General features: G+C 53.0%; 24 protein-coding genes. 5 read left to right on the top strand and 19 right to left on the bottom strand.

Going from position 1 to position 23,507, the window contains the following annotated elements; all coding sequences use genetic code 11:
* Positions 1-95: 95 nt before the first annotated feature.
* Positions 96-731: a peptide-methionine (S)-S-oxide reductase MsrA gene (gene msrA, locus LG323_RS03950; protein ID WP_404419235.1), complete on the bottom strand. Its 636-nt coding sequence runs from the start codon at positions 729-731 to the stop codon at positions 96-98.
* Between the two features lie 14 nt (positions 732-745).
* Entirely contained in the window at positions 746-1,261 is a 516-nt protein-coding gene (locus LG323_RS03955) for a hypothetical protein (protein WP_404419236.1), read from the bottom strand.
* Positions 1,262-1,380: 119 nt separating this feature from the next.
* Between LG323_RS03955 and LG323_RS03960 the strand changes: the two genes are divergently transcribed.
* Entirely contained in the window at positions 1,381-1,827 is a 447-nt protein-coding gene (locus LG323_RS03960) for a universal stress protein (RefSeq protein WP_310696356.1), read from the top strand.
* Between the two features lie 23 nt (positions 1,828-1,850).
* On the opposite strand, the gene LG323_RS03965 is transcribed toward LG323_RS03960, so the two are convergent.
* Positions 1,851-2,135: an antibiotic biosynthesis monooxygenase family protein gene (locus tag LG323_RS03965; protein ID WP_404419238.1), complete on the bottom strand. Its 285-nt coding sequence runs from the start codon at positions 2,133-2,135 to the stop codon at positions 1,851-1,853.
* 98 nt (positions 2,136-2,233) lie between these two features.
* Between LG323_RS03965 and tusA the strand changes: the two genes are divergently transcribed.
* Positions 2,234-2,485, top strand: a complete 252-nt coding sequence (tusA, locus tag LG323_RS03970) for a sulfurtransferase TusA (protein ID WP_404419240.1) — start codon at positions 2,234-2,236, stop codon at positions 2,483-2,485.
* A 151-nt stretch (positions 2,486-2,636) separates the two neighbouring features.
* On the opposite strand, the gene LG323_RS03975 is transcribed toward tusA, so the two are convergent.
* Positions 2,637-3,869: an EAL and HDOD domain-containing protein gene (locus LG323_RS03975; protein ID WP_404419242.1), complete on the bottom strand. Its 1,233-nt coding sequence runs from the start codon at positions 3,867-3,869 to the stop codon at positions 2,637-2,639.
* A gap of 255 nt (positions 3,870-4,124) precedes the next feature.
* Between LG323_RS03975 and LG323_RS03980 the strand changes: the two genes are divergently transcribed.
* Positions 4,125-5,291, top strand: a complete 1,167-nt coding sequence (locus LG323_RS03980) for an HD-GYP domain-containing protein (RefSeq protein WP_404419243.1) — start codon at positions 4,125-4,127, stop codon at positions 5,289-5,291.
* Here the strand turns inward: LG323_RS03980 and LG323_RS03985 are convergent.
* The 4 genes from LG323_RS03985 to LG323_RS04000 form a co-directional block, all read right to left on the bottom strand.
* Complete coding sequence (locus LG323_RS03985) at positions 5,288-6,436, bottom strand: PQQ-dependent sugar dehydrogenase (RefSeq protein ID WP_404419245.1); 1,149 nt, start codon at positions 6,434-6,436, stop codon at positions 5,288-5,290. The two genes, LG323_RS03980 and LG323_RS03985, sit on opposite strands and share 4 nt — an antisense overlap.
* Before the next feature lie 113 nt (positions 6,437-6,549).
* Positions 6,550-8,223, bottom strand: coding sequence for a 30S ribosomal protein S1 (gene rpsA / locus LG323_RS03990; RefSeq protein WP_404419246.1), 1,674 nt, complete (start codon positions 8,221-8,223; stop codon positions 6,550-6,552).
* 197 nt (positions 8,224-8,420) lie between these two features.
* A complete protein-coding gene (gene cmk / locus LG323_RS03995; protein ID WP_404419248.1) occupies positions 8,421-9,128 on the bottom strand; it encodes a (d)CMP kinase in 708 nt (235 codons plus the stop codon).
* A 54-nt stretch (positions 9,129-9,182) separates the two neighbouring features.
* Positions 9,183-9,596: a thioesterase family protein gene (locus LG323_RS04000; protein ID WP_310696365.1), complete on the bottom strand. Its 414-nt coding sequence runs from the start codon at positions 9,594-9,596 to the stop codon at positions 9,183-9,185.
* A gap of 154 nt (positions 9,597-9,750) precedes the next feature.
* On the opposite strand from LG323_RS04000, the gene LG323_RS04005 reads away from it, so the two are divergent.
* Positions 9,751-10,230: an SIS domain-containing protein gene (locus LG323_RS04005; protein ID WP_404419251.1), complete on the top strand. Its 480-nt coding sequence runs from the start codon at positions 9,751-9,753 to the stop codon at positions 10,228-10,230.
* On the opposite strand, the gene LG323_RS04010 is transcribed toward LG323_RS04005, so the two are convergent.
* Entirely contained in the window at positions 10,227-11,117 is an 891-nt protein-coding gene (locus LG323_RS04010; protein ID WP_404419253.1) for a fructosamine kinase family protein, read from the bottom strand. The two genes, LG323_RS04005 and LG323_RS04010, sit on opposite strands and share 4 nt — an antisense overlap.
* Positions 11,118-11,201: 84 nt before the next feature.
* Here LG323_RS04010 and LG323_RS04015 point away from each other — a divergent pair, with 84 nt between their 5' ends.
* Complete coding sequence (locus LG323_RS04015; RefSeq protein ID WP_404419255.1) at positions 11,202-11,795, top strand: LysE family translocator; 594 nt, start codon at positions 11,202-11,204, stop codon at positions 11,793-11,795.
* Here LG323_RS04015 and LG323_RS04020 read toward each other — a convergent pair.
* The 10 genes from LG323_RS04020 to LG323_RS04065 all read right to left on the bottom strand — a co-directional run bounded on the left by LG323_RS04020 (position 11,784) and on the right by LG323_RS04065 (position 23,470).
* Positions 11,784-12,614: a helix-turn-helix domain-containing protein gene (locus LG323_RS04020; RefSeq protein ID WP_404419257.1), complete on the bottom strand. Its 831-nt coding sequence runs from the start codon at positions 12,612-12,614 to the stop codon at positions 11,784-11,786. The two genes, LG323_RS04015 and LG323_RS04020, sit on opposite strands and share 12 nt — an antisense overlap.
* Positions 12,607-13,419, bottom strand: a complete 813-nt coding sequence (locus LG323_RS04025; RefSeq protein WP_404419259.1) for a DODA-type extradiol aromatic ring-opening family dioxygenase — start codon at positions 13,417-13,419, stop codon at positions 12,607-12,609. Before LG323_RS04025 ends, LG323_RS04020 begins: the two co-directional genes overlap by 8 nt.
* A gap of 24 nt (positions 13,420-13,443) precedes the next feature.
* Entirely contained in the window at positions 13,444-14,574 is a 1,131-nt protein-coding gene (locus LG323_RS04030) for an AI-2E family transporter (RefSeq protein WP_404419261.1), read from the bottom strand.
* A gap of 114 nt (positions 14,575-14,688) precedes the next feature.
* A complete protein-coding gene (locus tag LG323_RS04035) occupies positions 14,689-18,576 on the bottom strand; it encodes an EAL domain-containing protein (protein WP_404419263.1) in 3,888 nt (1,295 codons plus the stop codon).
* Between the two features lie 59 nt (positions 18,577-18,635).
* On the bottom strand, positions 18,636-19,376 hold the full coding sequence (gene istB, locus LG323_RS04040) for an IS21-like element helper ATPase IstB (RefSeq protein ID WP_114418945.1): 741 nt from the start codon (positions 19,374-19,376) through the stop codon (positions 18,636-18,638).
* Positions 19,363-20,880: an IS21 family transposase gene (gene istA, locus LG323_RS04045; RefSeq protein WP_404416226.1), complete on the bottom strand. Its 1,518-nt coding sequence runs from the start codon at positions 20,878-20,880 to the stop codon at positions 19,363-19,365. The genes istB and istA overlap by 14 nt, the downstream gene beginning before the upstream one ends.
* Positions 20,881-20,991: 111 nt before the next feature.
* On the bottom strand, positions 20,992-21,756 hold the full coding sequence (locus LG323_RS04050) for a chemotaxis protein CheB (RefSeq protein WP_404419265.1): 765 nt from the start codon (positions 21,754-21,756) through the stop codon (positions 20,992-20,994).
* Between the two features lie 217 nt (positions 21,757-21,973).
* The gene (locus LG323_RS04055; RefSeq protein WP_404419267.1) at positions 21,974-22,273 is read right to left on the bottom strand and encodes a CcdB family protein; all 300 of its coding nucleotides are present in this window, start codon (positions 22,271-22,273) and stop codon (positions 21,974-21,976) included.
* Positions 22,273-22,518 (bottom strand): type II toxin-antitoxin system CcdA family antitoxin, encoded by a 246-nt coding sequence (locus tag LG323_RS04060; protein ID WP_404419269.1) that lies wholly within the window; start codon positions 22,516-22,518, stop codon positions 22,273-22,275. Before LG323_RS04060 ends, LG323_RS04055 begins: the two co-directional genes overlap by 1 nt.
* Positions 22,519-22,573: 55 nt before the next feature.
* A complete protein-coding gene (locus tag LG323_RS04065) occupies positions 22,574-23,470 on the bottom strand; it encodes a CHAD domain-containing protein (RefSeq protein WP_404419271.1) in 897 nt (298 codons plus the stop codon).
* Positions 23,471-23,507 lie beyond the last annotated feature (37 nt).

Below are 23,507 nucleotides of genomic sequence, written 5' to 3' on the forward strand. Positions count from 1 at the left end.
CAAGAGTTTAGGCTGCTCAGCGACAACAACCAAGAGGCAGAAGGTGCAACTTTAGCCTTAAGAGCAACTGCAACAATGCCCTATTAAAGAAATGCTTATCTCGATAGCAGGTCAACAAAGGCTCGCTGCAAATGCTCCAGCTTGGGGGCGGCTACGGCCTGCACATAGGGCTGCCCGGGGTTCTGGCGGACAAAATTCTGGTGGTAGCCTTCGGCCGGATAAAAGGCCTCAAGCGGCTCCAGGCGAGTCGCCAGTGGCGCTGACCATGCTGGCAAACTTTCCAGCTGGTGCATATAGTCTTCGGCCTGGGCCTTTTCTGCTGAATTGGAATAAAAAATCACGGAGCGATACTGAGTCCCCCGGTCCCCCCCCTGGCGATTGAGCTGGGTGGGATTGTGGGCAACCGAGAAAAACACCTGCAGCAGCCGCCCTCTGGAAATCACCTGAGCATCATAAAGAATCCTCACCACTTCAGCGTGCCCGGTTGTTCCCGAGCAGACCTGCTCATAATCGGCGGTTTCCTTGCTGCCTCCGGCATAACCGGACACCACCTCGTGGACGCCTTCAAGAGCCTGAAAAACCGCTTCCACACACCAGAAACAACCTGCCCCCACAACCAGGGTTTTCAAGCCCTCGGCATCCCGTTCACCTTCCGGTTCCAACTCGGTTGGCAAAGGAAAGTCCTCTGCCGACAGCAGGCAGTCGCCCCCTGAATCCATTGATTGCAACATGATTTCACCTCACTTCAGATTCGACCCGGATGTTTGCAGGGCAGAGCCAAAAGCTCTTGCACCCGATCATGCCAGGCCGACAAAATTTCCGGTTCGCCACGCTCATCCCACCAGACAGCCAGGGTGGCCGAACCCCACTCCACCGCAAAAACATTCTCCGGCAAGGTCTGCAGCCAGGCATTGAATTCCTGTTGCTGAGCTTCCGTCAGAAAGCTTTTTTTACCCTGAGCCAAAACCCAGCCTTGCGTCCATTCTTCCCAGACAGGCCGGGCTTCTTCCCTGTCCTTGCGCAGCAAACAAAGGTAACCCGGCATCACCGGGGAGTCCGGGGATCGCAGCCAGCGGTAGGCCGAACCCTGAATACTCGTACCATTTTTCAATTTCAGCGGCGTCAGAGTCACCTTGATGCCCAGCCCTCTGGCCTCATCGCGGATACGCACCAGTTTTTTGTGCCGGGGTGTGGGTTTGATCCAGCTGAGAGGGGATAAAACCAGCAGGGCCGCCAGAAGCAGCCAACCAATAATCTCCAAAATTTACTCACTTTACAATTTATGGAAAAATCTTGCCCAACCAGAGACAGACCCAGGCCTTTCAGGCTATAGTCTCATGAAAAGGTTGTTTAGCAAGTCATAGGAACAGGAAGCTGATTATGAGCAATGAATACCAAAACATCCTGGTCGCCATCGACCTCTCTGAAGATTCCCGCCTGGTTCTCAAGCGTGCCAAAGAAATCGCGGCACGTAACCAGGAAGCCAAGCTGTCCGTTGTTCACACTCTGGAGCCTCTGGGTTTCGCCTATGGCGGCGATATTCCCATGGATCTCACCAGCATTCAGGAACAACTGGATGAGCATGCCCACAAACGCATGGCAGAGCTGATCAAGGATTTTGATATACCCGAAGAAAACCAGCACATTCTGGTGGGCATGCCGGATTCGGAAACCCACCGTTTGGCGGAAGAAAACAAAGTTGATTTGATTGTGGTCGGCAGTCATGGCCGCCATGGGTTGCAACTGCTCCTGGGCTCCGTGTCCAGTGGCGTACTCCACGGAGCACCCTGTGATGTGCTGGCCGTCCGGGTCGGCAAGGACAAGTAAGCCTTACCTTCTGGCCCTCGCTATCAAAGGGGGGCCAGCAAAACCACTTTCTCGTCACTTGCCAGAATCCCGGCAACCCCACCCAGCAATTGCATGCGCCTTTCCGAGCTTTCCCATTGACGCCAGGCCGACTCACTTTTCCAGTGGGTGATGATGATGCGATGATTGGGACGCTCCAGATCACGCAGAGACTCACCGGAAATATAGCCGGGAAACTCCATACAGGCTTGCAACAAAGCCTTGGAAGCCTCGTGGTATTCTTTCTCCAGGCCGTCCAGTAAATGCCGCTCAATTAAAACCTTGATCATTACTGACCCTCCCCATGAATTCAAGCTTGCTCTTGATTGCTAATTAATTGAAAATTATCGTCAATTCCCAATGACTGCAACCTTTTTTCGAGAATACCATGACCACCAGCCTAACAAGTGAAGCCACACACACGGAATGCCTGGATACCAGTGGGCTTTACTGCCCTGAACCCATCATGCTCCTGCACGAAAAAATGGATGATTTGAAGACGGGAGAGATACTGCTGGTCATCGCCACCGACCCGGCCACCACTCGGGACATCCCCAAATTCTGCCAATTCCTGAAGCACTCCCTGATCAAACAGGAAGAAGACGAACAGCAGTATCGCTACTGGATAAAGAAAGTATAAAAATTCAAGTGTTAAAAACTCTGATTTACGTCATGAGCGCAGGTCAGGCAAGGCGAAATTGAACGAAAAAGCGGAGTTTACACGAAGTAAATGAGTATTTTGAGGCCAATTTCAACGCAGCATCACCAAGCGCAATAGTTAATCAGAGCTTTTAATAGTCGACCTGCATCATAATCTCGTTAGACCAAACTTGGCTCACCATCCAGGCCTGGTTCAACCTGTCCACCAGACTGGCTGACTTACCCGCCAGCTTGGCATGCTCAAAAGCGATAATCAGGGCAAGAAGCTGACCCAGCTTACCCTGACGGTAAAGAATGGCATTTTTAATTTCGGTACTCAGGGGCAGTTGCTGTAGAAGCTCATCCAGACTGGTGCCCATCAGGACATCCATCATTGACATCAAACCCATCATAAAAGCCGTACGCGTATTGACGCCAGACATATCATCGGCCAGTTTCTCGCACATGGCTGCCCGCGTCAGGGCCTGGGGCAGCAGCAGACGACTGGCCGGGCCATTGTTTGCCAGCATGACCGTGGTGACTATGGTTCTGACCCGGTCAATTCCCAGAGTGTTCAAGGCCTGATGGATGGTTGTGATTTCACTGCGGCGACGAAAAGCGGCCGAGTTCACATACTTGAGCAACATAAAGGTGAGCTGGGGGTCCTGAGCAATGAGGTTTTCCATGACCTGATAATCCGGCTCTTCCTCTTGGGCTTCCTTGAGGATACGGATCTGCGCACCACGATTGTTGCCCCGCCCCTTGCGTGAGGTCTCGGCATGCACTTCAGGGCGGGCATAAAAATAACCCTGAAAATACTCAAAACCCATGTCCCGGTAGTGTTTGAAGGTTTCCAGATCCTCAACCTTCTCAGCCAGCAAGCGAATGCCTCTTTCCTTGTAGAGGTCGATATCCTCTTCACGCACCGGCTCAAAGAGATCCACTTTGATAATGCTGGCGACATCCAGCAAGGGTTCGGTTTCCGTGGTCAGAATAAAGTCATCCAGCGCCACCTCGTAACCCAGCGCCCGCACTTTTTTGAGGGCTTCAATAATTTTCGGTTCGCCTGTTACACTCTCCAGAACCTCCAGAACCACCTGTTCAGGGTTGGGCGGCAAAAGTTCCGGCTTCAGGATCCATTCGCGGGGGGCATTAAAAAAAAGCTTGCGGTTACCAATCAGTTTTTCCAGACCGGTTTCATAAAAGGCCGCATTACAAACCCGCGCTGTGGCTTGCATCTGATCGTCGACAGTCGCAAAGGTCGCATCAGCACTGGAGCGGTATAGAAGCTCATCAGCAACATGGCGCATTTTGTTGTTGCAAATAGGCTGCAAGGCAATACAGTAGTTTTCTGATGTGTGTTGTTCTTTGTCCTGAGTTTCCATGCCTACAGCCTCGTTCACCTATAATTTTCAATGTGCACTTATAGCTTAACAAAAGGCTGCAAAAAGTGTAGGTATTTAAGCAGCATTGAGACGCTTTGCCTTAACACAAAATTTCACACTTTTACTTGCGCACAAGCCATACTCAAGACTTAAGGTAAACAAGAATTCACATACACTAGGAAAAAAGCTACAGACTCAACAGGCTACAAGGCTTAACCTGTTGAAACATACTTCCCATTAATGCAAGAGACGCTGATGCTTGAGAAGCTACGCCCCGGAGAATTAGCAGTCGGTCGCAAAACCACCCAGGATATTTATACCAAGGGTGGAAGACTGCTATTGTCCCGCGGCGCCGTCATGGCCAACGAGCAGCAAATTGAAGTCCTGATGGATCGGGGTCTGGTCAAGCGTGATCCCAGCGACCGGGTCGACTACAGCAGTGAGTTCAAACCCGTTCGCTACGGCCCCAATGTCAATCCTTTTCTGGAAATTGAAGAGCTGGAGTCGCAGCTGGAAACAGCCTTCAAGCAAATCAAAAGCCAGAACTCCTCGGCGCCGGATGTTTTCTATCGCAAGATCCGCTCCATATCCGGCCAGTTGATCGGCTTAGCTGAACACAGCCCGGAAGCCCTGCTGGGGACGGTTCACTGGCCCAGGCACGATGAAGTGCCCTACAGCCTGCATCATCCCATCCAGTGCGCTGTACTGATTGCGGTGATCTCCAAAAAACTGAACCTGCAGGGCGAGCGCCTCTTTGCCACCCTGGCTGCAAGCCTGACGGCCAATCTGGGTATGATTCATATTCATGACAAGCTCAACAAGCAAAAAGAGCCTTTAAGTGAAGAGCAGAAAGAAGCCATCCACCACCACCCCAGACGCTCGATTGAAATGCTGGAAAGCATGAAAATCCAGGATTCCCTGTGGCTCAAAGCCGTCTTGCACCATCATGAACGCCTGGATGGCAGTGGTTACCCACAAGGCCTGAAGGAGGAGGATATCTGCAATGAGGCCAAGCTGGTTGCCCTGGCGGATATTTATATCGCCCTGATCGGTCGTCGGGAATACCGGGAAGCTCTACCCATCAAGCAGGCTCTGCGTCAATTGCTCAATGAGCGTGGCACCCTTGTGGGGCCAGCATTAACCAAGCTGTTTCTCAATCAGGTCGGCATCTATCCCCCCGGCACAGCCGTCAAGCTGGCCAATGGCGATATAGCTGTCGTCACCAAGCGGGGCGAAGACATCAATCACCCCATCTGTGCGGGCATCAAGGCCATGAGCGGCCAGGCCTACATGCATCCACCGCCCAGAGACACCAGTGATCCCCAGTACACCATTCAGGATGTGGTTGCCAAGGATATCCTCAAGCCCCTTCAGCCCTTTCTCTTCTGGGGTGTTCATGTACGCAAGGCCATCGAGCTTTAATGCGCAGGTGTCACTCTTAAAATCTGACCATTGCTTTCATCCGTCAGCACCCAGATACTGTCATCCGCGGCCTGATATAAGGCCCTGATGCGCTGATCAACGGGCTGAAAAAAGCGCTCCACCTCCTCAACCTGCCAAGCATCCGCTTGTTGTCGAACTTCCAGACGGGAAATCAATTGATCCTTGAGCGCCCCCACCAGCAGTTGACCCTGCCAGTCGGGAAAAAGCTCACCCGTATAAAACAACATGCCCGATGGAGCAATTGAAGGCGTCCAGTGCCATAAAGGCGACTTCATCCCCGGTTTTTCAGTGTGGGGCGTGATTTCACCGCCCCAGTAGGCAATACCATGCGTAGCTTCCGGCCAGCCATAGTTCTTGCCAGCCTGGATCAGATTCACTTCATCGCCACCCCTGGGGCCATGTTCCTGTGCCCAGACTTCCCGTGTTTCAGGGTGCAGCGTCATCCCCTGAGCATTGCGGGTTCCCCAGGCAAAAATCTCCGGCTGACCTTCCTGGTCTTTGCCAAAAAAAGGATTGCCTTCCGGTATGCCGCCATCATCATGCAAACGGATAATACTCCCGGCATGATCCTGAGTATCCTGTGCCCGCTCTTTTTCACCTCGGTCACCCACTGAGAGGTAAACCAGTCCCTTATCATCAAAAACAATGCGCCCGCCAAAATGCCGTCCCGTGGAACTGCGCGGCAAGGCGGTAAACAGAATTTCAACCTGGTTCAGGCGACCTTCCTGATAACGCCCGCGGGCCAGACGGGTGGTGTAGCCTTCCTGGGTGCGATCCACATAACTGAAATACAACCAGGCATTGTCTGCAAAATCAGGATGCAGTGCCAGATCCAGCAGGCCTCCCTGACCCTTGGGGTGAATCTTTGGCAGCCCGCGAACAGGCTCGGGGTTCAAACGTCCTTCTTCCAGCAGACGCAAACGCCCCGGCCGCTCACTGACCAGCACATCCCCCTCGGGCAGAAAAACCAAAGACCAGGGGTGCTCCAAAGACTCCGCCACCACCTCCACCTGCAGCGGGTAGAGGTCACTTGGCACCTGCTGTGCTGCCAACAGCTGGCCAGCAAGCAACCAGGGAGAAAGCCCGAGCAGTAGGAATATCCAGCAACGCACTTGCCTCAACATAATCACTCCTTTGGATTTTGGCTTAGCTAAAAGGCCACTTCAGTTTAGGGAAGGCGAAAAAAAACCGCCACCCGAAGGCAGCGGTTTCTGAAGTCAGAACCAGTCAGTCAGACTTAGTTCTTACCTTCCATCTGTTGCTTGATCAGGTCACCGATGGTGGTGGGACCGGATTGAGCTTCAGGCTGGGCTTCACGCTGAGCAGCCATGGCTTGCTCAGTTTCCACCTTGTCTTTGGCCTTGATCGACAGGTTGATCACGCGGTTCTTGCGATCAACATTGACGATGCGGGCTTCAACTTCGTCGCCTTCTTTCAGTTCGTTACGTGCATCTTCAACACGCTCGGCACTGATTTCAGAAGCTTTCAGAATGGCCTGAACTTCATCATTCAGGGCAACAATTGCTTCTTTAGGCTCAACCGAAACCACCTGACCTTTAACGATGGAACCCTTGTCATTCAGAGCCAGGAACTCGTTGAAAGGATCGCTTTCCAGTTGCTTGATGCCCAGAGAGATGCGCTCGCGCTCAGGATCGATCGACAGGATGATGGTTTCAACTTCTTCACCCTTCTTGAACTTGCGTACGGCTTCTTCGCCCGCTTCGTTCCAGGAGATGTCGGACAGGTGAACCAGACCGTCGATGCCGCCGTCCAGACCAACGAAGATACCAAAGTCGGTGATGGACTTGATGGCGCCGGAGATCTTGTCGCCTTTGTTGTACTGGCCGGAGAACTCTTCCCAGGGGTTGGGACGGCACTGTTTGATGCCCAGAGAAATACGACGACGCTCTTCGTCGATGTCCAGAATCATGACATCGATTTCGTCGCCCAAGCTGACCACAGACTTGGGATTGACGTTCTTGTTCGTCCAGTCCATTTCAGAAACGTGAACCAGACCTTCAACGCCTTCTTCCAGCTCAGCAAAGCAGCCGTAATCGGTCAGGTTGGTCACACGCGCCTTGATGATGGAGTTTTCTGGGTAGCGAGCCTTGATCTGAATCCAGGGATCTTCGCCCAGCTGCTTGAGACCCAGGGAAACGCGGTTGCGCTCACGGTCAAACTTGAGAACCTTAACGGTAATTTCGTCACCCACAGCCACGATTTCGGAAGGATGCTTGATACGCTTCCAGGCCATATCGGTGATGTGCAGCAGGCCATCTACGCCGCCCAGATCAACGAAGGCACCGTAATCAGTCAGGTTCTTAACGATACCCTGAATTTCCTGACCTTCGGCCAGGTTAGCCAGCAACTCTTCACGCTCGGCAGAGTTTTCTGCTTCCAGAACAGCGCGGCGGGATACAACCACGTTGTTGCGCTTGGCGTCCAGCTTGATAACTTTGAAGTCCAGTTCTTTGTTTTCCAGGTGAGCGGTGTCGCGTACAGGGCGCACATCAACCAGAGAACCGGGCAGGAAGGCACGGATGGTATTAACGTCAACAGTAAAGCCACCCTTGACCTTGCCGTTGATAATACCCTTGACGATTTCGTTCTTGTCGAAAGCTGCTTCCAGTTCAATCCAAGATTCAGCGCGACGGGCTTTTTCACGGGACAGACGGGTTTCACCAAAACCATCTTCCACGGATTCCAGGGCTACAACCACCTGGTCGCCTTCTTTCAGTTCGTCAGCATTTTCGAACTGGTTGCGAGGAATCACACCCTCGGATTTCAGGCCAGCATTTACAGTAATCCAATCTCCATCAATATCAACGATGGTTGCTTTGATAATGGAGCCCACTTCCATGTTGACGTCTTGCAAGCTTTCTTCAAATAGTTCGGCAAAGGATTCGGTCATGTAGTATTTACTCAAGTTTTTAAGTCATTAATTGCGGCAAAATTGCCGCCCTCCGCGCCACCAACAAACGCGGGCCTGGATTGATTCCATTCAGAGGCGTTAACGCTGGTTAAGCCTGATGAGATTTTCAAAGGTTATCTCAGCAAACTATGACGCTACTCTGAACGACCTCCGTACTGCTCGACTTGAAATGCATCTCAGGCGGAGGATGCCTGGGATATCAAGCCTCGGCTTTTTGCTTCAGCTAGAATTAAGTCGACGACTTCTGTAATGCTCAGCGTTGTACTATCCACTTCCACAGCATCCTCTGCAGGCCGCAGCGGGGCTGTTTCGCGATTCATATCACGCGCATCACGCTCCAGAATGTCTTTTTTAAGGTCAGCTAGACTAGCAGTTATGCCCTTCTCACGCAACTGTTGCTCACGCCTTCTGGCGCGCTCATCGGCAGTGGCCGTCAGATAGATTTTCAGGGGTGCATCCGGGAAAACCACCGTGCCCATATCCCGGCCATCACAAATCAGTCCCGGCTCTTCGTTGAAGGCCCGCTGCCGGGCCAGCAAAGCCTGACGTACAGCGGGTAGCGGAGCCACCCGGGAGGCCAGACCTCCGACTCTTTCGGTTCGCAGCTCCTGGCTGACATCCTCACCTTCCAGAATCACCTGCACCAGCTCATCTTTGGACACCAGAAACTGAACATCCAGGTGTTCGGCCAGAACCGCCAGCGAGGCTTCATTATCCAGAGCCACGCCATGATGTTCAGCAGCCAAGCCAACCAGGCGATAAAGAGCACCGGAATCCAGCAGGTGCCAGCCCAGTTGTTTGGCCAATAGCATACTGACCGTGCCCTTGCCTGCTCCGCCCGGGCCATCCAAAGTGATGACCGGCGCATATTTTTCTGCAGCCATAAATACTCCCTTGGTTTTTGCTGCGAGATTATACGCTTTTTGATCACAAAAGCATCAAGAGGACGGCTTTTGCCACAACTCCAAAGTGGCCCGCATCTCACCCTCCAGAGGCACTGCCTTCTGGGCTTTCTGATCGGTCACCACAAAGGTCACATCGGCATCGGCCACCAGGGTATCGGTACCTTTCAAGACCACATCCTGATGCATCACCGCACTCTTGTTGCCCAGCCTGGCCAACTGCGTTACCACTTCAATCTCCTCGTCAACATAGGCACCGCGACGGTAGTTGATGTTGATGTTCACCACGGCCAGACCCAGGCTTGAGCCGGTGAACTTGGAAATGTCCACCTGTTGCTCCAGAAAATCCCAGCGGGCTTCTTCAAGAAACTCCAGATAGCGGGCATTGTTAACGTGACCATAGAGATCCAGATGGTAGCCACGGATTTTGATGGGGGTGCGTGTTTGCATAAAAGCTCCTTCATTTAAACAGGCAGGCAGTGTAATCCACACCCCGGCAAATTCAAACGATTGTTTGCCATCCGCACAATTATATACTTGCCATGTAGTTACATCTTCTTTAGGATAAATTCAATAAAATAACTTAACAGTCTGTAACTACACTATGTATCTCGACCTGATCAAGAAAGAACTGGCTGCCGAGCAAGAGGCCCTGACCCAAATTGCCGGGCAGTTGAACCACGAAATGGAAGACTTTCTGGATACACTTTCAAAGTGTCAGGGAAGGATTATTGTCTGTGCCCAGGCCCAGAACAAGGAAGCCGGTCGCAAAACCTTCTCCACGCTCACCCAGGCGGCAACTCCCTGCCTTTTCGTCTACAACGATGAAACCTTCAATCCTGATGCCGAACTGATCTTTCCAGAAGACACTCTGCTGGTTCTCTCCCTCCAGGGAGACAGTGAAGACCATAAAAACCTGTTGCGCCTTGTTCACAGCAACCGAAACCGTCTGACGGCCATAACCAGCAGCGCCACTTCACCCTTGGCCAGAGTGGCCCACCGGCATCTGACCGCCTCTTCCCAGGACAGCCTTGCCACCCTGGGCTATCTGGTGGCCAGAGCTTTCACTCAGGCCAGAAACTAAGCCACTTCGGCCAGCAGCCTACGAACTGTTTGGTGAGCCTGGCGATCATAGCCACCGCCAAACATATTGAAGTGATTCAGCAGGTGATAGAGGTTGTAAAGCTGTTTGCGAAGCGGATAACCGGCATCCAGTGGCCAAACGGATTCATAGGCTGCATAAAAAGCTTCACCCGGCCCACCAAACAATTCCGTCATGGCCAAGTCCACTTCCCGGTCGCCATAATAGACCGCCGGATCAAAAACAACCGGCCTGCCCTGCTCATCAGCTGCCCAGTTGCCGCTCCATAAATCACCATGCACCAGGGAAGGCACCGGTTGATAAGTGCTGAAGAAAGCGGGTAAAACGTCCTGAAGCTTCTCCAGATCCGTCAATAAAGCGGTTGGAGCCTTATTAGCCACCGCCCGCTTCATCTGATACCCCAGACGCTCTTCACGCCAGAAATTCACCCAGCCAGAGCGCCAGCGATTGGGTTGGGGTGTCTCCCCGATCCAGTTGTCCTCATGCCAACCAAAGGCTTCCGACTGAGTGGCATGCTGCTCGGCCAGCAATTCACCGAACTGACCGGCCGCCTTCAATGGCTGCAAATCCAGCGCTTCCAACAACAAGCAAGCTTGATCTTCATCTGAGCCCCAGGCCATCACTTCCGGCACCCGCAGTCCGGAAGCCTGCTGCAAGGCCTGAAGCGCCCTGGCTTCAGCAGCCAGTACCGGTGCTTGATCTGCGTTATTGGATTTTACAAAAAAGACCCGGCCATCCCGGCCCAACAACTTCGCTGCCTGATTAATGCAGCCACCACCCAAGGGCTGAACCTGCTGCACAACAAAGCGTTGCCCCGTCGCCTGAGTCAGTAAATCCTGCCAGAGACAATAAGCGTTATGATCAGCCATTCTTGCACGCTCACATCAATTTTGTTCAATACCCTGAGTATCTGCTCAGGCAAACTGCCTGCATTATTTTACAGGAGATATCCAATGAGTGGGTCACTGCTTCTTTCCATGTCCATATTTGCTTTGGCTGCTTCCATTTCCCCCGGCCCGGTTAACTTGGTCGGCTTAAGCAGTGGCACCCGTTACCCACTGGGCAAGGGGCTGATCTTTATTACCGGCGCCACTCTGGGCTTTATCGCCCTTTTCCTGGCGGTAGGACTGGGTCTCTACTCGCTGATGTTGCAATTTCCCTTGCTCCAGGAAGCCCTGGGCTGGGCTGGCGTGGCCTTTCTGCTTTACCTGAGCCTGCGATTGGCAATGGATTCGGGCCAACTTCCTGAAGAAGGTGATCAACTGGCCCCTGGCTTTCTGACCGGCATTCTGATGCAAGCCTTGAATCCCAAAGCCTGGCTGGCTGCAGCATCCGGCATAGGTGTCTATACTTCAGGCCAGAGTTGGGAACAACTTCTGGTTTTTGCAGCCCTCTATCTGCCCATTTGTTGGCTGTCCCTGGCTTCATGGGTTTATGCCGGTGCCTTTTTACGTCGCAACATCCAAAAACCGCGCAACCTGGTGCGACTCAACCGTTTTCTGGCAGCACTCCTGGCAAGCACCTGTGTTTATCTGCTATGGGGATAACACTTGGCGATACTGGTTGGGGGTTGCGGCCATCAAACGCTTGAAGGTACGCTGGAAGTGCGACTGGTCTGCAAAGCCCGCCGCCAGAGCTGCCTCAGCAATCGGTTTACCGGCTTTCAGCTCCTGACGACCCAGCTCCACTCGACGGTTCACCTGATAAGCATGCGGCGTCAAACCAAAATACTTCTTAAAAGAACGAACCAGATGCCCCTCGCTATAGCCAGACAGTGCGCATAAATTCTCCAGAGAAACCTCCTGGTCAACCCTTTGATCCAGATAGGCCGCCAAAGCCTGCATCTTTTCGGGAGCCTGTGGCAAAGATTGAACCGGAGCAGTGACTAGGTGATGCAGCAAGCCTGTCAAAAAATCCACCAGGTGAGTCTGCTTGTGCAGCAGGTCAGCTTCAGGATTCAGTAGACAGGCGGCCAGGTCACAATACCTTTGGTACCAATAAGGAAACGTCAACTTGGCTGTATCCAGATCCTGCCATACCGGTTCTGCCAGCAAACCCTCCCGAAAACACAGCTCCGTCAGCCAGGGAAGGTCGACATACAGCATCAGGTAGCTCCAGGGCTCATCCTCCACCGGATTACAGGCATGCACCCAGTGAGGATTAACCACAACCAGGTCTCCGGCTGCCACCGGGTAGACTTCACCCTGATAACGAAACTCACTTAGTCCCTGAGTGATGGCTCCCAAAGACCACTGGCTGTGGCTGTGCAAGGCATAGCAGACCTGACGCCCATCCTTCACCTGGCGCAACTCAACATAAGGCATGCGTGCATCACGCCAGAAAAGAGGGCAGGACAAATCAGTCATCCGATAGCCGCCAATAGAACATGCCTGACTGCTTACCCAGGATGGTGGCTGACAGGTGGGTTTCACTGGCGGCCCCCGCCAGGCCGTAACAGACATGCAGTGGCAGAAGATGCTCTTCACGAGGGTGGCAGAAACGGGCTGCAGGTGCCTGTTCCCAGTGAAGCAGGCGTTCATTACGCTCGGCTTCCGTGATATCGGGATCACAACAGGTCTTCTCCAGCCATTCCTCAAAAGCCTGGTTGCGGGCTTCTGTCTCAGCCGTGGAAGGGGCAAAAAAAGCCTGCATATTGTGAAAAGAAAAACCCGATCCGATCACCAACAGGTTTTCATGGTTCAGTGCCCGCAGAGCCCGGCCCATCGCCAGATGATTCGAAGCATCCAGGCTGCTGACCAGGGACAACTGCACGCAGGGAATATCCGCTTTGGGGTACATCAGCTTAAGCGGTACAAACAGGCCATGATCAAAACCGCGCTGGGTATCCAGTCGTGCACTGATTCCAGCCTGCTCCAGGGCAGCATGTATCTGCTGCGCCAGCTCTGGATGACCGGGGCAAGGGTACTCAATTGCATAGGATTCAGGTGGAAACCCGGAATAATCATAGATCAGTGATGGCTGGGCACCCGAGGTCACTGTTGGCACTTGTTCTTCCCAGTGGGCACTGACCACCAGAATAGCCGAAGGCTGACGTAGCTCGCCGGCAATCCGGGTGAGATGCTCCACCATTTCACGATGACCCGGGTCACCCAGCAAAGGCAAGGGGCCGCCACCATGCGAAATATACAGAATATCGGTGTTTGTGCTCATCGTGCGGATTCTCCAAAAATCAGGTTACACCACCTGGGTAATATACTTCTTTTTCAAAAGTCGCCAGAACACCACGGCAAAGGCCGTTAAAGGGATTGCCAGCAGCATACCCATAATGCCGCCAAGGGCGACTCCCCAGAAGAATACCGCAAAAATAATCAGGGCCGGGTGCAAACCGGTTCGATCCCCCATGATTTTCGGAGTCAGGAAATAACCTTCAATGGCCTGCACCGCACCAAATACCAGCAGAGTCAGGGCCACCTGGACAATGCCACCACCTTCACCGAAATAGGCCAGAGGAAGCACAAAGGTAAGGCCGACGATACTTCCCAGATAGGGAATGATATTGAGCAACCCCAGCGTCATACCGATCACAATACTGTAGGGAAGCCCAATCAAAGCAAAACCGGCAGCAAAAAGTGCCCCCTGAAGCAAGGCAATAATGATCTGACCGCGAAAGAAGGTGAGCAGAATACTGACAAACTGATCGAACAGATAAACAACATCCTCGCGGGTTTCCTTCTTTAAAAAGGGAAGAAACTCGCTGATTTGTTTGGGCTCAAAGGGTTTTGCCATCAGAAAAAAGGCCAGATAAAGCGGAAGCACTGCCCAGGCGAATAACCCCGAGACGGACTGAAACATCTGAACAACAGGCTGCGACATCCGTTCCCAGGAAGCCTGAAGAACCTGAGCCGACATTTCTCCGGGGTTTTCGAGAAGACTGGAGAACTCCGACTTCAATCCGTATTTCTCCAGCAATGCAGGAACCTGCGGCCAAAGTGACTGCCCCATATCCAGCAGGGCATTGAACATATCCGGCAAGTCTTCAAACAACTGGAGCAATTGGTGAGTGGCAAAAACACCGACATACCCCATGAAAACACCCAGAGGTATCAGCCCAGAAAGGAAAAACAACACCAGGGCACCCACCTTGGACCCCCGGCAAACCCCGACCAGCCAGCTGTAATAAGGACGCAACAGCATGGTCAGAATGCCCGCCACCACAGGCGGCAGCAACACATTCTGGAAAGTATCAACAAAACGCACCAGACCCCAGCCAACCGCACTGAAAGCCACTAGAAGCACCAGCACGGCCCCCAGGGTCAGTGCAGCGGCAATGGTCTCACGTTGTCTTGGCCCCAGCTCCAGGTTCACAGGCTCATCCTGTATCAGATTAGACTTACTGCTCTGGAATCACTTCCCGCAACTTGAACCCCAAGGTTAACATCACCGGCTTTCTGACATAAGCCTGCATCAGTGAGGCGCTTGTTACTCCAGTGCCAGGGGGTAACCTTGCATGATTGCATCGGCACTGACTGGCCTTGCAAACAAATAACCCTGCCCGGTCTGGCATCCCAGTTCATGCAGCACATCACACTGTTCCTGAGTCTCAATCCCTTCGGCCACCACTGAGAGGTTCAGAGAATCCGCCATCGCCATAATCGTTCGGGCAATGGCCTTGTCATCCTTGCAGGATGCCACTTCCTTGACAAAGACACGGTCTATCTTGAGCTCATCAATGGAGAAACGGCGCAGTTGTGCCAGAGAAGAATAGCCGGTGCCAAAGTCATCAATACTCACCAGCAGCCCCATATCCTTCAACCTTCGCAGAATCTTCTGTGCCTGTTCGGGATCAACCATCAGAGCGGTTTCCGTCAGCTCAATGACCAGCAGTTCAGGGGCCAGTTGGTATTTCTCCAGCAGATTTTCAATGGATTGCGCGATGTCACAACGGCGGAACTGCTCGGCAGATACATTGATGGACACACGCGGTATCGAGTACCCCTGCTCCCGCCAGGCGGCCACCTGAGCGCAAGCAGCATCAGCCACCCATTCACCCACCGAATCGATCAGGCCGGTCTGTTCCGCCAGGGGGATAAACTTGTCAGGAGGAATCAAGCCCAGTTCCGGGTGATGCCAGCGCAACAGGGCTTCGACACCCACCAGCTTGCCGTCAGCCAGTGACAACTGCGGCTGATACATCAGGAAGAGTTCATCCTTCTCGATGGCCTGACGCAGACCATTACCCAGTTGCAGGCGTTCATCAGCCGATTTTTTCAGATCGTTGGTGAAGAAATAATGAGTGCATTTACCGACATCCTTGGCTTTATACATGGCTCCATCGGCATGCTTAAGCAGGGTATCGGCATCCTCGCCATCTCCAGGAAACAGGCTGATCCCGATGCTGGCACTGATATGGATAGTCTGCCCTGACAAGGAGGTGGGGCTGGATAAGGCCGTGGCAATACGCCCGGCGGTTATCTCCGCTTCTGTTGCGTTGGCACCTTCCAGCAACAGGGCAAACTCATCGCCGCCAAAACGCGCCACCGTATCGGCACCCCGTACACAATCGCGTAAACGAACGGCGACTTCCTTGAGCAGTTCATCCCCGACCTGATGGCCGAGCGAGTCATTGATCACCTTGAAGTTATCCAGATCAACAAAGAAAACCGCCGCACAAATGTCTTTCTGACGACGTGCCTTGACGACCATGTGCTGCACACGGTCAAGGAAGAGGCCGCGATTGGGCAGGGAGGTTAATTCATCGTGGGTGGCAAGAAATTCAATGCGGCGCTGAGAATCCTTCACCACGGAGATATCACTGAAGATGCCCACGTAATTGATGATCTTGCCTTCAGTATCGTGCACCGTATTCACGGTCAGCCATTCGGGATAAATCTCACCGTTTTTCCGTTTGTTGCTGATCTCGCCCTGCCACCAGCCCTGCCCTTCCAGGGTATCCCACATGTTCTGATAAAACTCTTCACCATGCTGACCGGAGCTGAGGATCGCCGGTGTATGGCCGATAACCTCAGCAGCCTGATAGCCGGTCACCTTGGTGAAGGCATCATTCACCGTCAGGATATTCTGTGACGTATCGGTGACGACAATCCCCTCCCCGGCACGGTCAAAAACCCGCGCAGCCAGGCGCAACTGCTCCTCGGCATGCTTGCGTGAGGTGACATCAATGGCCTGGGTACAGATGCTCTGAACGACCCCATCGGCATCAAACAGCGGAAAGCGCATCGACATCAGGTAACGCTCACCTTCAAGGAAATCAATCACATCCTCTGATTCTATGGGCACAGCCTTGCGCGCAACATCCAGTTCCCGGCTGCGCAATGTTTCCGAAACATCATCAGGAAAGAACTGCGCATCGGTTTTCCCGATCACATCACTGCTTTTCAGACCAAACACCTTCTCAAACTGGGCGTTAACAAATTCATAGCGACCCGCCAGATCCTTGAGGGTGATGATGGTAGTGGAGTTACTCATGATCGCCATCAAACGCTGACGGCTCTCGCGGATCTCCCGTTCCTGATTCATCTGCTCGGTTTGATCCATCAGGGCAATAATGGCCCCGCGCGCGCCGGGCTGCATAGTCTGCTCATAGGGAGCAATGTGTAACACATAGTGGCGATCGTTGGTGTAAACCGGCTCTTCAATGGTGACGTTTTCATCAATCGCCTGATGGACCCATGCCGAGAAATCCTGCATGCCTTGAGGCAAACGCAGAACCGGAATAGCCTGACCGATCGACTTGCCCACCAGCGAGAAGATATCCGCAGCAGGGCTGTTAAAGCGCGTCAGTTCCATCTCGGTATTACAAACCAGAATCGGGAAGCCGACACTATTCTGGATTTTTTCCAGATCATTCAAGGCCTCAGCCAACTCAGCCGTACGCAGCTGCAACTCATCATTAACCGTGGTCAACTCTTCGTTGGTGGATTGCAGTTCCTCGTTGGAGGACTCCAGCTCTTCATTGGACGATTGCAATTCCTCATTGGCCGCCTGAACTTCCTCATTCAGCGCCTGCATTTCCTGATTCGAGGTTTCCAGCTCCTCGATCACGGTTTGCAGACGTTCACGGGTAATGGTCAGCTCATCCTCAAGCACTTTGACATCGCGACCTTCCTCGACATCATGAGAAGGTGCGGATTCCAGATCCGGTGTCTGAGGTTCAGGCACCTCCTCAAAACAAACCAGAAAGAAGGTATTGGTGACACCGGGCTCCAGCGGGTGTGCCGCCATGCGGGCATGGATCGTCCCATCCGGCCCTTTGATCCTGCGGGGTCGGGCATGAACCACTTCAAGCTTGCGTTCCACCTGATGGATCAATAACTGCAGGTCGGTACGAAATTCCTGCTTGATCAGCTGCTGCAGGTTGGTGCTGGGTCTACCCGCACTGATCCCCAGATAGGCAGACACATCGCCGTGGATATGCTGAATCTCATAGCTGGAATTGATCAAAACTGCAGGCGGAACATACTGTTTGATCGCAACATCCAGCAAACGCTGCTCGCTGTCCGAGGTGCGGGAAATATTCGGACTCTGATCACGCACTTCGGGAAGACGGAAGCTGGTGGACATCAGTCGCCCCTCACCTGCCTGACGACGGAACAGGTGAGCGGACTTATCGGCTGGAGCAAACAGGCTTTCCTGTTGGAAGATCCCTTCCGACTTACCGAGAAACAGCAGCCCTCCCGCTTTCAGTCCATAATGGAAGGTGGACATCACCTTGGCCTGAAGCTCCGAATTCAGATAGATCAACACATTACGGCAACTGACCAGATCAAGACGCAGGAAAGGGGGATCCTGAATAATATCCTGACGTGCCACCACCACCATTTCACGCAGGGTACGTGAAACCTCGAAGTGGTTGCCCGTGGAGCGGGTGAAATAACGCTGCAGCAGCTCTTCGCTCATATCACAGAGCACACTCTCGTTATAAGAACCACGCCGCGCAATGGCCAGAGCATTCATGTCGATATCAGTGGCAAAAATCTGGATGCGGTAATGCACCAGATTGGGTCCCAGGAGTTCGGCAAGCAGGATCGCCAGGGTGTAGGCCTCCTCCCCTGTTGCGCAGCCAGCCACCCACAGGCGAATTTCATCGCCTGGTTGTTTTTCCTGCAGCATGGCTTTCAAGGAGGCCCGCAACACCTCAAAGCCTTCACGATCACGGAAAAATGCGGTGACTGAAATCAGGATATCCTTGCACAGCTTGTCCAGCTCATCCGTATCACTCTCGACCAAAACCAGATAATCTTCCAGACTGCTCACCCGACGCGCCGCAAGACGACGCTCAATGCGCCGAATCACCGTGCCTTCCTTGTAGCCACCAAAATCAATACGGGTATGCTGCTTGACCTTCATTGTCAATGGCCATTTATTTTGACCCACCTTTGGCCAATAAAATTGACCCACCTGGTGCGTTAGTTGGTTAACTTTTCTTTCAGTCGATAGCTTTCTCCTCCCAGCATGAAGATGTGTGAGTGATGGATAATCCGGTCTACGATGGGTATGGCCACATTGTCGTTATGGAAGAACTCTCCCCAGTCGGTGAAGTCCTTGTTGGTGGTCAGGATGATGGAGCGGTACTCATACAGGCTGTTGACCAGTTGGAAGAGGTTATAGCGGGACTGGCGGCTCATGGGCAGGTATCCCAGCTCATCAATGATCAGCAGGTCGTTTTTGGCCAGCAGGCTGATCCGCTTTTTCAGTTCACCGCGTTTTTCAGCCAGTTCCAGCTCTTCCACCAGGGTCATGGCCGTTTTGAACAGCACCTTGTAACCGGCTTCGATGGCTTTGTAGCCCAGGCCAATGGCCAGGTGGGTTTTGCCCACTCCCGGTGGCCCGATGAACACCAGGTTCTGGCGCTGATCCAGGAAGTTGAAGTCCAGCAGCGCACTGATCTGGCGTTTATTGATGGTGGTCTGGTGACGATAGTCGAAGTCATCCAGGCGCTTTTCCATCGGGAAGTGAGCTTGTTTGAAGTGACGCTGGATGCGTTTTTGATCGCGTTCTTTCAGCTCATAGCCCATCAGGTGGTCGATACACTGTAGATAAGACCAGTCATTACTTTCAGCTTCACCGAGCAGCTGAGGGAGCTGTTGAGCCATCCAGGTCAGCCTCAGGCTTTTGCAGCGGGCGCGGGTTTGTTCAAGCTGCCCCATGGGTCACCTCCTGGCCACTGGACTGGCCAAGTCGCTGGTAAGCCGAGAGGTCTACATGGTTGGCCGAAGTAGCCTCTGGCAGACCGTGATCTGGATAACGCCCTTTGCTCCGCGCCTGACGTTCCGCCTCCAGGTAGCGTTTGATCTTGCCAGCGGTAATGCCGGGCCGCTCGGCCAGCTGCACAAGCAGCTTTCGATCTTCCGGCTCCAGGTGAGCCAGGATGGATTTCAGGGCAACCAGCTGATCCTTGACGACTCTAGGCTCTGAGCGCCTGATCTGCTGGCAGAGTGTCTGACCCAGAGCCTTTCCCAGCATTTGACTGATTTCGGTCTCCAGCTGCGCCACCCGAGCTTCCCTGTCCCGGTAGTGGTTGTTGTTCTTGATGATGCGCCCCTTTTCCAGGCACAGGGTATGTTCGGCCAGGGTCTCACCAGTGTTTAGGTCGGTAATGACCAGACGGCCTTCCTGCTGCATTACACCGACCTGAGATTGCTGCCAGGCCAGAGGCACGGAGTATTTATTGGCTTGGTAGCTGATCAGACCGGTTTTATCCGCACGACGAGTTTCAATCGCCGAAGGCTGACGAAGACTGCTGGGGGCCAGGTAAGGCTTCAGCTGAGTTCGTTCTTCGGCCATAAAAACGGTGTGGGGGATCTGGCCGGTGGTGCCATGCTCACGACGGTTGGCCACTTCATCCAGCCAGTTTTGCAGATGGTCTCTCACGGCTTGTTGACAGGTGAAGTGTTCGCCATAAAAGCAGTCCTGCTTGACGTATTTGACCCCAGCTTCCACCTTGCCCTTGCTCTGGGGGTCATAGCCTTCACAGGCATGGATTCTAAAGCCTGCGGTGGTGGCATACTGGTAAAAGCGCTGGTTGGCCTCGATTTCCCGGTATTGCTCCTTGATCACCACCAGCTTGGTCTGGTCATAAACACACTCTTCGGTGATGCCGCCAAAATACCGGAAGGCTTCATCATGCAGTTGAATAAAGGCCTGGGTATCAAGGGGCTGGAAGCTCAGGCCCACATACATCAGACGCGAGAAAGAGAGCACGAAGACAACAAAGTGAAGGGTGACCTCCTGATCACCGACCCGAACGCCTCGCAGCTCGCCGGGATCAACCTGACATTGAACACCGGCCACATCATCAATAATGGGTTCAAAGTAGCGAACCTGAGCTACAGCCACTTCCTGGCGCAGCTGTTGAATATAACGGCGCAAACTTCGATCAGATGCAGGGATGGAGCCATATTTAGTACGCAGCTTACGAGCAACCTTCACCGCACTCAGCTTGGGGAACTCACCCAGTAGGTACACCAGATAACTGCGGTAATCATCCAGCTTTTTGCTGCGACTGGGGTCTGATTGCTGACCTTGAATGGCTTCTTCCGATAGACGCAGATACTTGCGAACGGTATTGCGAGAGATGGACAACTGCTTACTGATGGCTCGGACGGAAAGACCCTGGCCGTTGTCGTGTAGTGCTTTGATTTTATGAATCACAACCCACTCCTTCAAAACCCTTCCCCTTAATCATCATCGTTGAGGGAAGGTACTGGTTTTGGTGGCCAAAGCCACCTTGGGGGTGGGTCAAAATTAATGGCCAGAAGCGGGTCAGTTTAGTTGGCCATTAACATTCATCAACAGCTTTTTCAGGGAAGTTGCTGCCGTGGCCGGTTTGGGGTTCAGGGAGACAGCACCATGAGTACGTGTGATCATGGCAATCTCGGTGGCAATTGATTCCGGCGGTAACACGGCATCGACACAACCGGTGTCCATCGCAGACTGGGGCATGCTGGAATATTTGGCTGAATCGGGTTCCTGAGCAAAGGTGAACCCACCGGCGGCCTTGACCTCTCGCAGCCCGGCAGCACCATCCGAGCCAGTGCCGGAAAGAACCACACAGATGGCATCCTCGCCCTTGCAACTAGCCAGTGAGGAAAAAAAGGTATTCACGGAAGGACGGGGCAGAGTCTTGCGCGGACCTTCAATCAGCGAAAAGCGGCCTTCTTTCAAGACAATATTATGGCTGGGGGGCGTCACATAGATGGTGTCAGCCTGAGGAAAGGCACCGTCCTCAACCTCCAGTACCGCCATGGCCGTTTCCCGCCCCAGCAACTGCACCATCATACTGCGATGGGTAGGCGATAGATGCTGAATCACCACATAAGTGGCACCCAGGTCCGTGGGCAAGGCACGAATCAGATTAGTCAGTGCTTCAAGTCCACCGGCAGAAGATCCAATACCGACAATATAAGGGCGTTTACCTGTCGCAGCCCCTGCTTCAGGCTTGCTTTGTGACTCGCTCGCTCGTTTTTTTATTGTTGTGGTCTTGCGCTGAACCTGCTTATTATCGGCAGCGGTTCGTTTTGCTGTCACTCAGCAGTACTCCCTAATGTAATCATATCCTTATGCAAAAGATGTAACCAAAATGACTCACAAAAGCCACCCTTGAGTGACAGTTAATGTGCGTACAGTACAGCCAATCCTATACAAAATGCAGGGAAATAGCTATGAAACACCAAGAAACTGCTAATATTCAAAGCAACTGAATAACACTACTGAAAAGTTTTTTGAGGGGGCAGGCGGCAAGCTGTTAAAAGCCCAGAAACAGCATATCTAACGCTGCGGAGATTTCATCCTGCTGCTCAGTAAGGCTACCAACGCCAGAACGCAATTCGCCTTCGGGTACAGCAGCCATGAACTGAGTGGCCATTACCAACTCCTGACCCTCAATGCTAAATACAGGATTCAGTCGCTGGGCAGGGAACGGCGCAGAGGGTTTGGGCAACAGTGGCACAACAACGCGGGTGTTCAAGCCGCTGAGAAGGTCTGATTGAACGTCCAGCAGATAGCCAGCTCCACCCTCATTTTCAAAGAAATCGAAACGGGCCATCAGAACTGACGGTACTGTGCGAGAGGCAAGCCGTTAGCTTCAACGTAGGCATTCGAGCTTGCCATAGCTTTCGCATTTTCTTTCAGCCACTTCGCCTGTTTATGTGATTTCACGGCCTCCGCGATCCCCGCCTCTGCGGACCGTGAGACATTGATACCCAGGCTTTTTGCCTCTTTGAGAAGTGCGCTATCCAGCGATAGGTTCGTTGGCTTTCGGGTGGATTTCGTAACTTCAACGGCTTGCATGATTCAATCCTCGTGCGGAACGATACGCTCATAATATGCGCATATTATTTGCGCATCAAGTCCATGTCTGCCAATAGCTCTTCCATCGCCGGGTCAAGGCTCCGGGGGTTTCCGCATAAAGCCGTTGCCCGATCGTCCAGGCCTGAGCACGCAAACGCTGCTGCTCACACAGGATCAGCTTTTGTAAGTCTTTACGTGTGGACTCTTTCGCCAACTCCTCTTTCTTGGATTCCAGCAGCCTGTCGAGTAGCGCCAAATCATGATCATCACCCAGGAGATCAGCGAGGGTTTTGGTCTCCTTGCGCCAGGCACGGAGGATAGGAGGCCACAGGGGCTTCAATAAATCCAGGTGGTGAGTGTGGTACTTGACCCGTTTGCGCCATTCATGGAAGTCGCTGGCATTTTCTGTCTTGAAGGCTGATTCAAGAGCTTTGCGACCCCGCCGATAAGTTTTTTTAAAGCCTTTTTTCACCGCTGGAAAGCCTTCGCTATCCAGCTCCCAAAGAGCCACCCGCTGGTGAGCTTTTTGCAGCGATTTTCGAGCCTCGGCCAGCAGAGCATGGGGGTCTTGTTGAGCGGTTCCGGCGGCGGCATCGCGCCTTGCGCGCAGTTTACCCAAAACCTGATCAAACCGGTGGCGCTCGCTATTGTCCAGCGAAGCCTGCAAACGCTCAAGAACTTCCACCAGTGATTGTTTATCCCTGAAAACCCCCAGCCTGCGGGCAGTATCACGAAAGCAGGCATTCTCTTGCTGATAAGTTTTCCCCAACGCCGGGCGCACCAAGCGCAGCAAAGCCCGCAACTTCTTGCACCTTTTGCGTACCTGATGAATTGACTGACTGGCATCAAGCCCAGAATCATCTATGTCGTCGATGGCCTTATCCAGCTGCTCTCGGGCCAGGCGTTGAATATTTTTCTGTATTGTTTCTTCGTTTCTCAGCTGATAGCTCATAAAGGCCTCCTTACACCACCTGCGTAATATACTTCTT

The sequence above is a fragment of the Marinospirillum sp. genome (assembly GCF_044810985.1).
Taxonomy (GTDB): domain Bacteria; phylum Pseudomonadota; class Gammaproteobacteria; order Pseudomonadales; family Halomonadaceae; genus Marinospirillum.

What these genes read in the sequence shown, in the direction of transcription:
- msrA (WP_404419235.1), bottom strand. Translation starts at nt 731, where the DNA reads ATGTTGCAATCAATGGATTCAGGGGGCGACTGCCTGCTGTCGGCAGAG.
- LG323_RS03960 (WP_310696356.1), top strand. Translation starts at nt 1,381, where the DNA reads ATGAGCAATGAATACCAAAACATCCTGGTCGCCATCGACCTCTCTGAA.
- LG323_RS03965 (WP_404419238.1), bottom strand. Translation starts at nt 2,135, where the DNA reads ATGATCAAGGTTTTAATTGAGCGGCATTTACTGGACGGCCTGGAGAAA.
- tusA (WP_404419240.1), top strand. Translation starts at nt 2,234, where the DNA reads ATGACCACCAGCCTAACAAGTGAAGCCACACACACGGAATGCCTGGAT.
- LG323_RS03975 (WP_404419242.1), bottom strand. Translation starts at nt 3,869, where the DNA reads ATGGAAACTCAGGACAAAGAACAACACACATCAGAAAACTACTGTATT.
- LG323_RS03980 (WP_404419243.1), top strand. Translation starts at nt 4,125, where the DNA reads ATGCTTGAGAAGCTACGCCCCGGAGAATTAGCAGTCGGTCGCAAAACC.
- LG323_RS03985 (WP_404419245.1), bottom strand. Translation starts at nt 6,436, where the DNA reads ATGTTGAGGCAAGTGCGTTGCTGGATATTCCTACTGCTCGGGCTTTCT.
- rpsA (WP_404419246.1), bottom strand. Translation starts at nt 8,223, where the DNA reads ATGACCGAATCCTTTGCCGAACTATTTGAAGAAAGCTTGCAAGACGTC.
- cmk (WP_404419248.1), bottom strand. Translation starts at nt 9,128, where the DNA reads ATGGCTGCAGAAAAATATGCGCCGGTCATCACTTTGGATGGCCCGGGC.
- LG323_RS04000 (WP_310696365.1), bottom strand. Translation starts at nt 9,596, where the DNA reads ATGCAAACACGCACCCCCATCAAAATCCGTGGCTACCATCTGGATCTC.
- LG323_RS04005 (WP_404419251.1), top strand. Translation starts at nt 9,751, where the DNA reads ATGTATCTCGACCTGATCAAGAAAGAACTGGCTGCCGAGCAAGAGGCC.
- LG323_RS04010 (WP_404419253.1), bottom strand. Translation starts at nt 11,117, where the DNA reads ATGGCTGATCATAACGCTTATTGTCTCTGGCAGGATTTACTGACTCAG.
- LG323_RS04015 (WP_404419255.1), top strand. Translation starts at nt 11,202, where the DNA reads ATGAGTGGGTCACTGCTTCTTTCCATGTCCATATTTGCTTTGGCTGCT.
- LG323_RS04020 (WP_404419257.1), bottom strand. Translation starts at nt 12,614, where the DNA reads ATGACTGATTTGTCCTGCCCTCTTTTCTGGCGTGATGCACGCATGCCT.
- LG323_RS04025 (WP_404419259.1), bottom strand. Translation starts at nt 13,419, where the DNA reads ATGAGCACAAACACCGATATTCTGTATATTTCGCATGGTGGCGGCCCC.
- LG323_RS04035 (WP_404419263.1), bottom strand. Translation starts at nt 18,576, where the DNA reads ATGAAGGTCAAGCAGCATACCCGTATTGATTTTGGTGGCTACAAGGAA.
- istB (WP_114418945.1), bottom strand. Translation starts at nt 19,376, where the DNA reads ATGGGGCAGCTTGAACAAACCCGCGCCCGCTGCAAAAGCCTGAGGCTG.
- LG323_RS04055 (WP_404419267.1), bottom strand. Translation starts at nt 22,273, where the DNA reads ATGGCCCGTTTCGATTTCTTTGAAAATGAGGGTGGAGCTGGCTATCTG.
- LG323_RS04060 (WP_404419269.1), bottom strand. Translation starts at nt 22,518, where the DNA reads ATGCAAGCCGTTGAAGTTACGAAATCCACCCGAAAGCCAACGAACCTA.
- LG323_RS04065 (WP_404419271.1), bottom strand. Translation starts at nt 23,470, where the DNA reads ATGAGCTATCAGCTGAGAAACGAAGAAACAATACAGAAAAATATTCAA.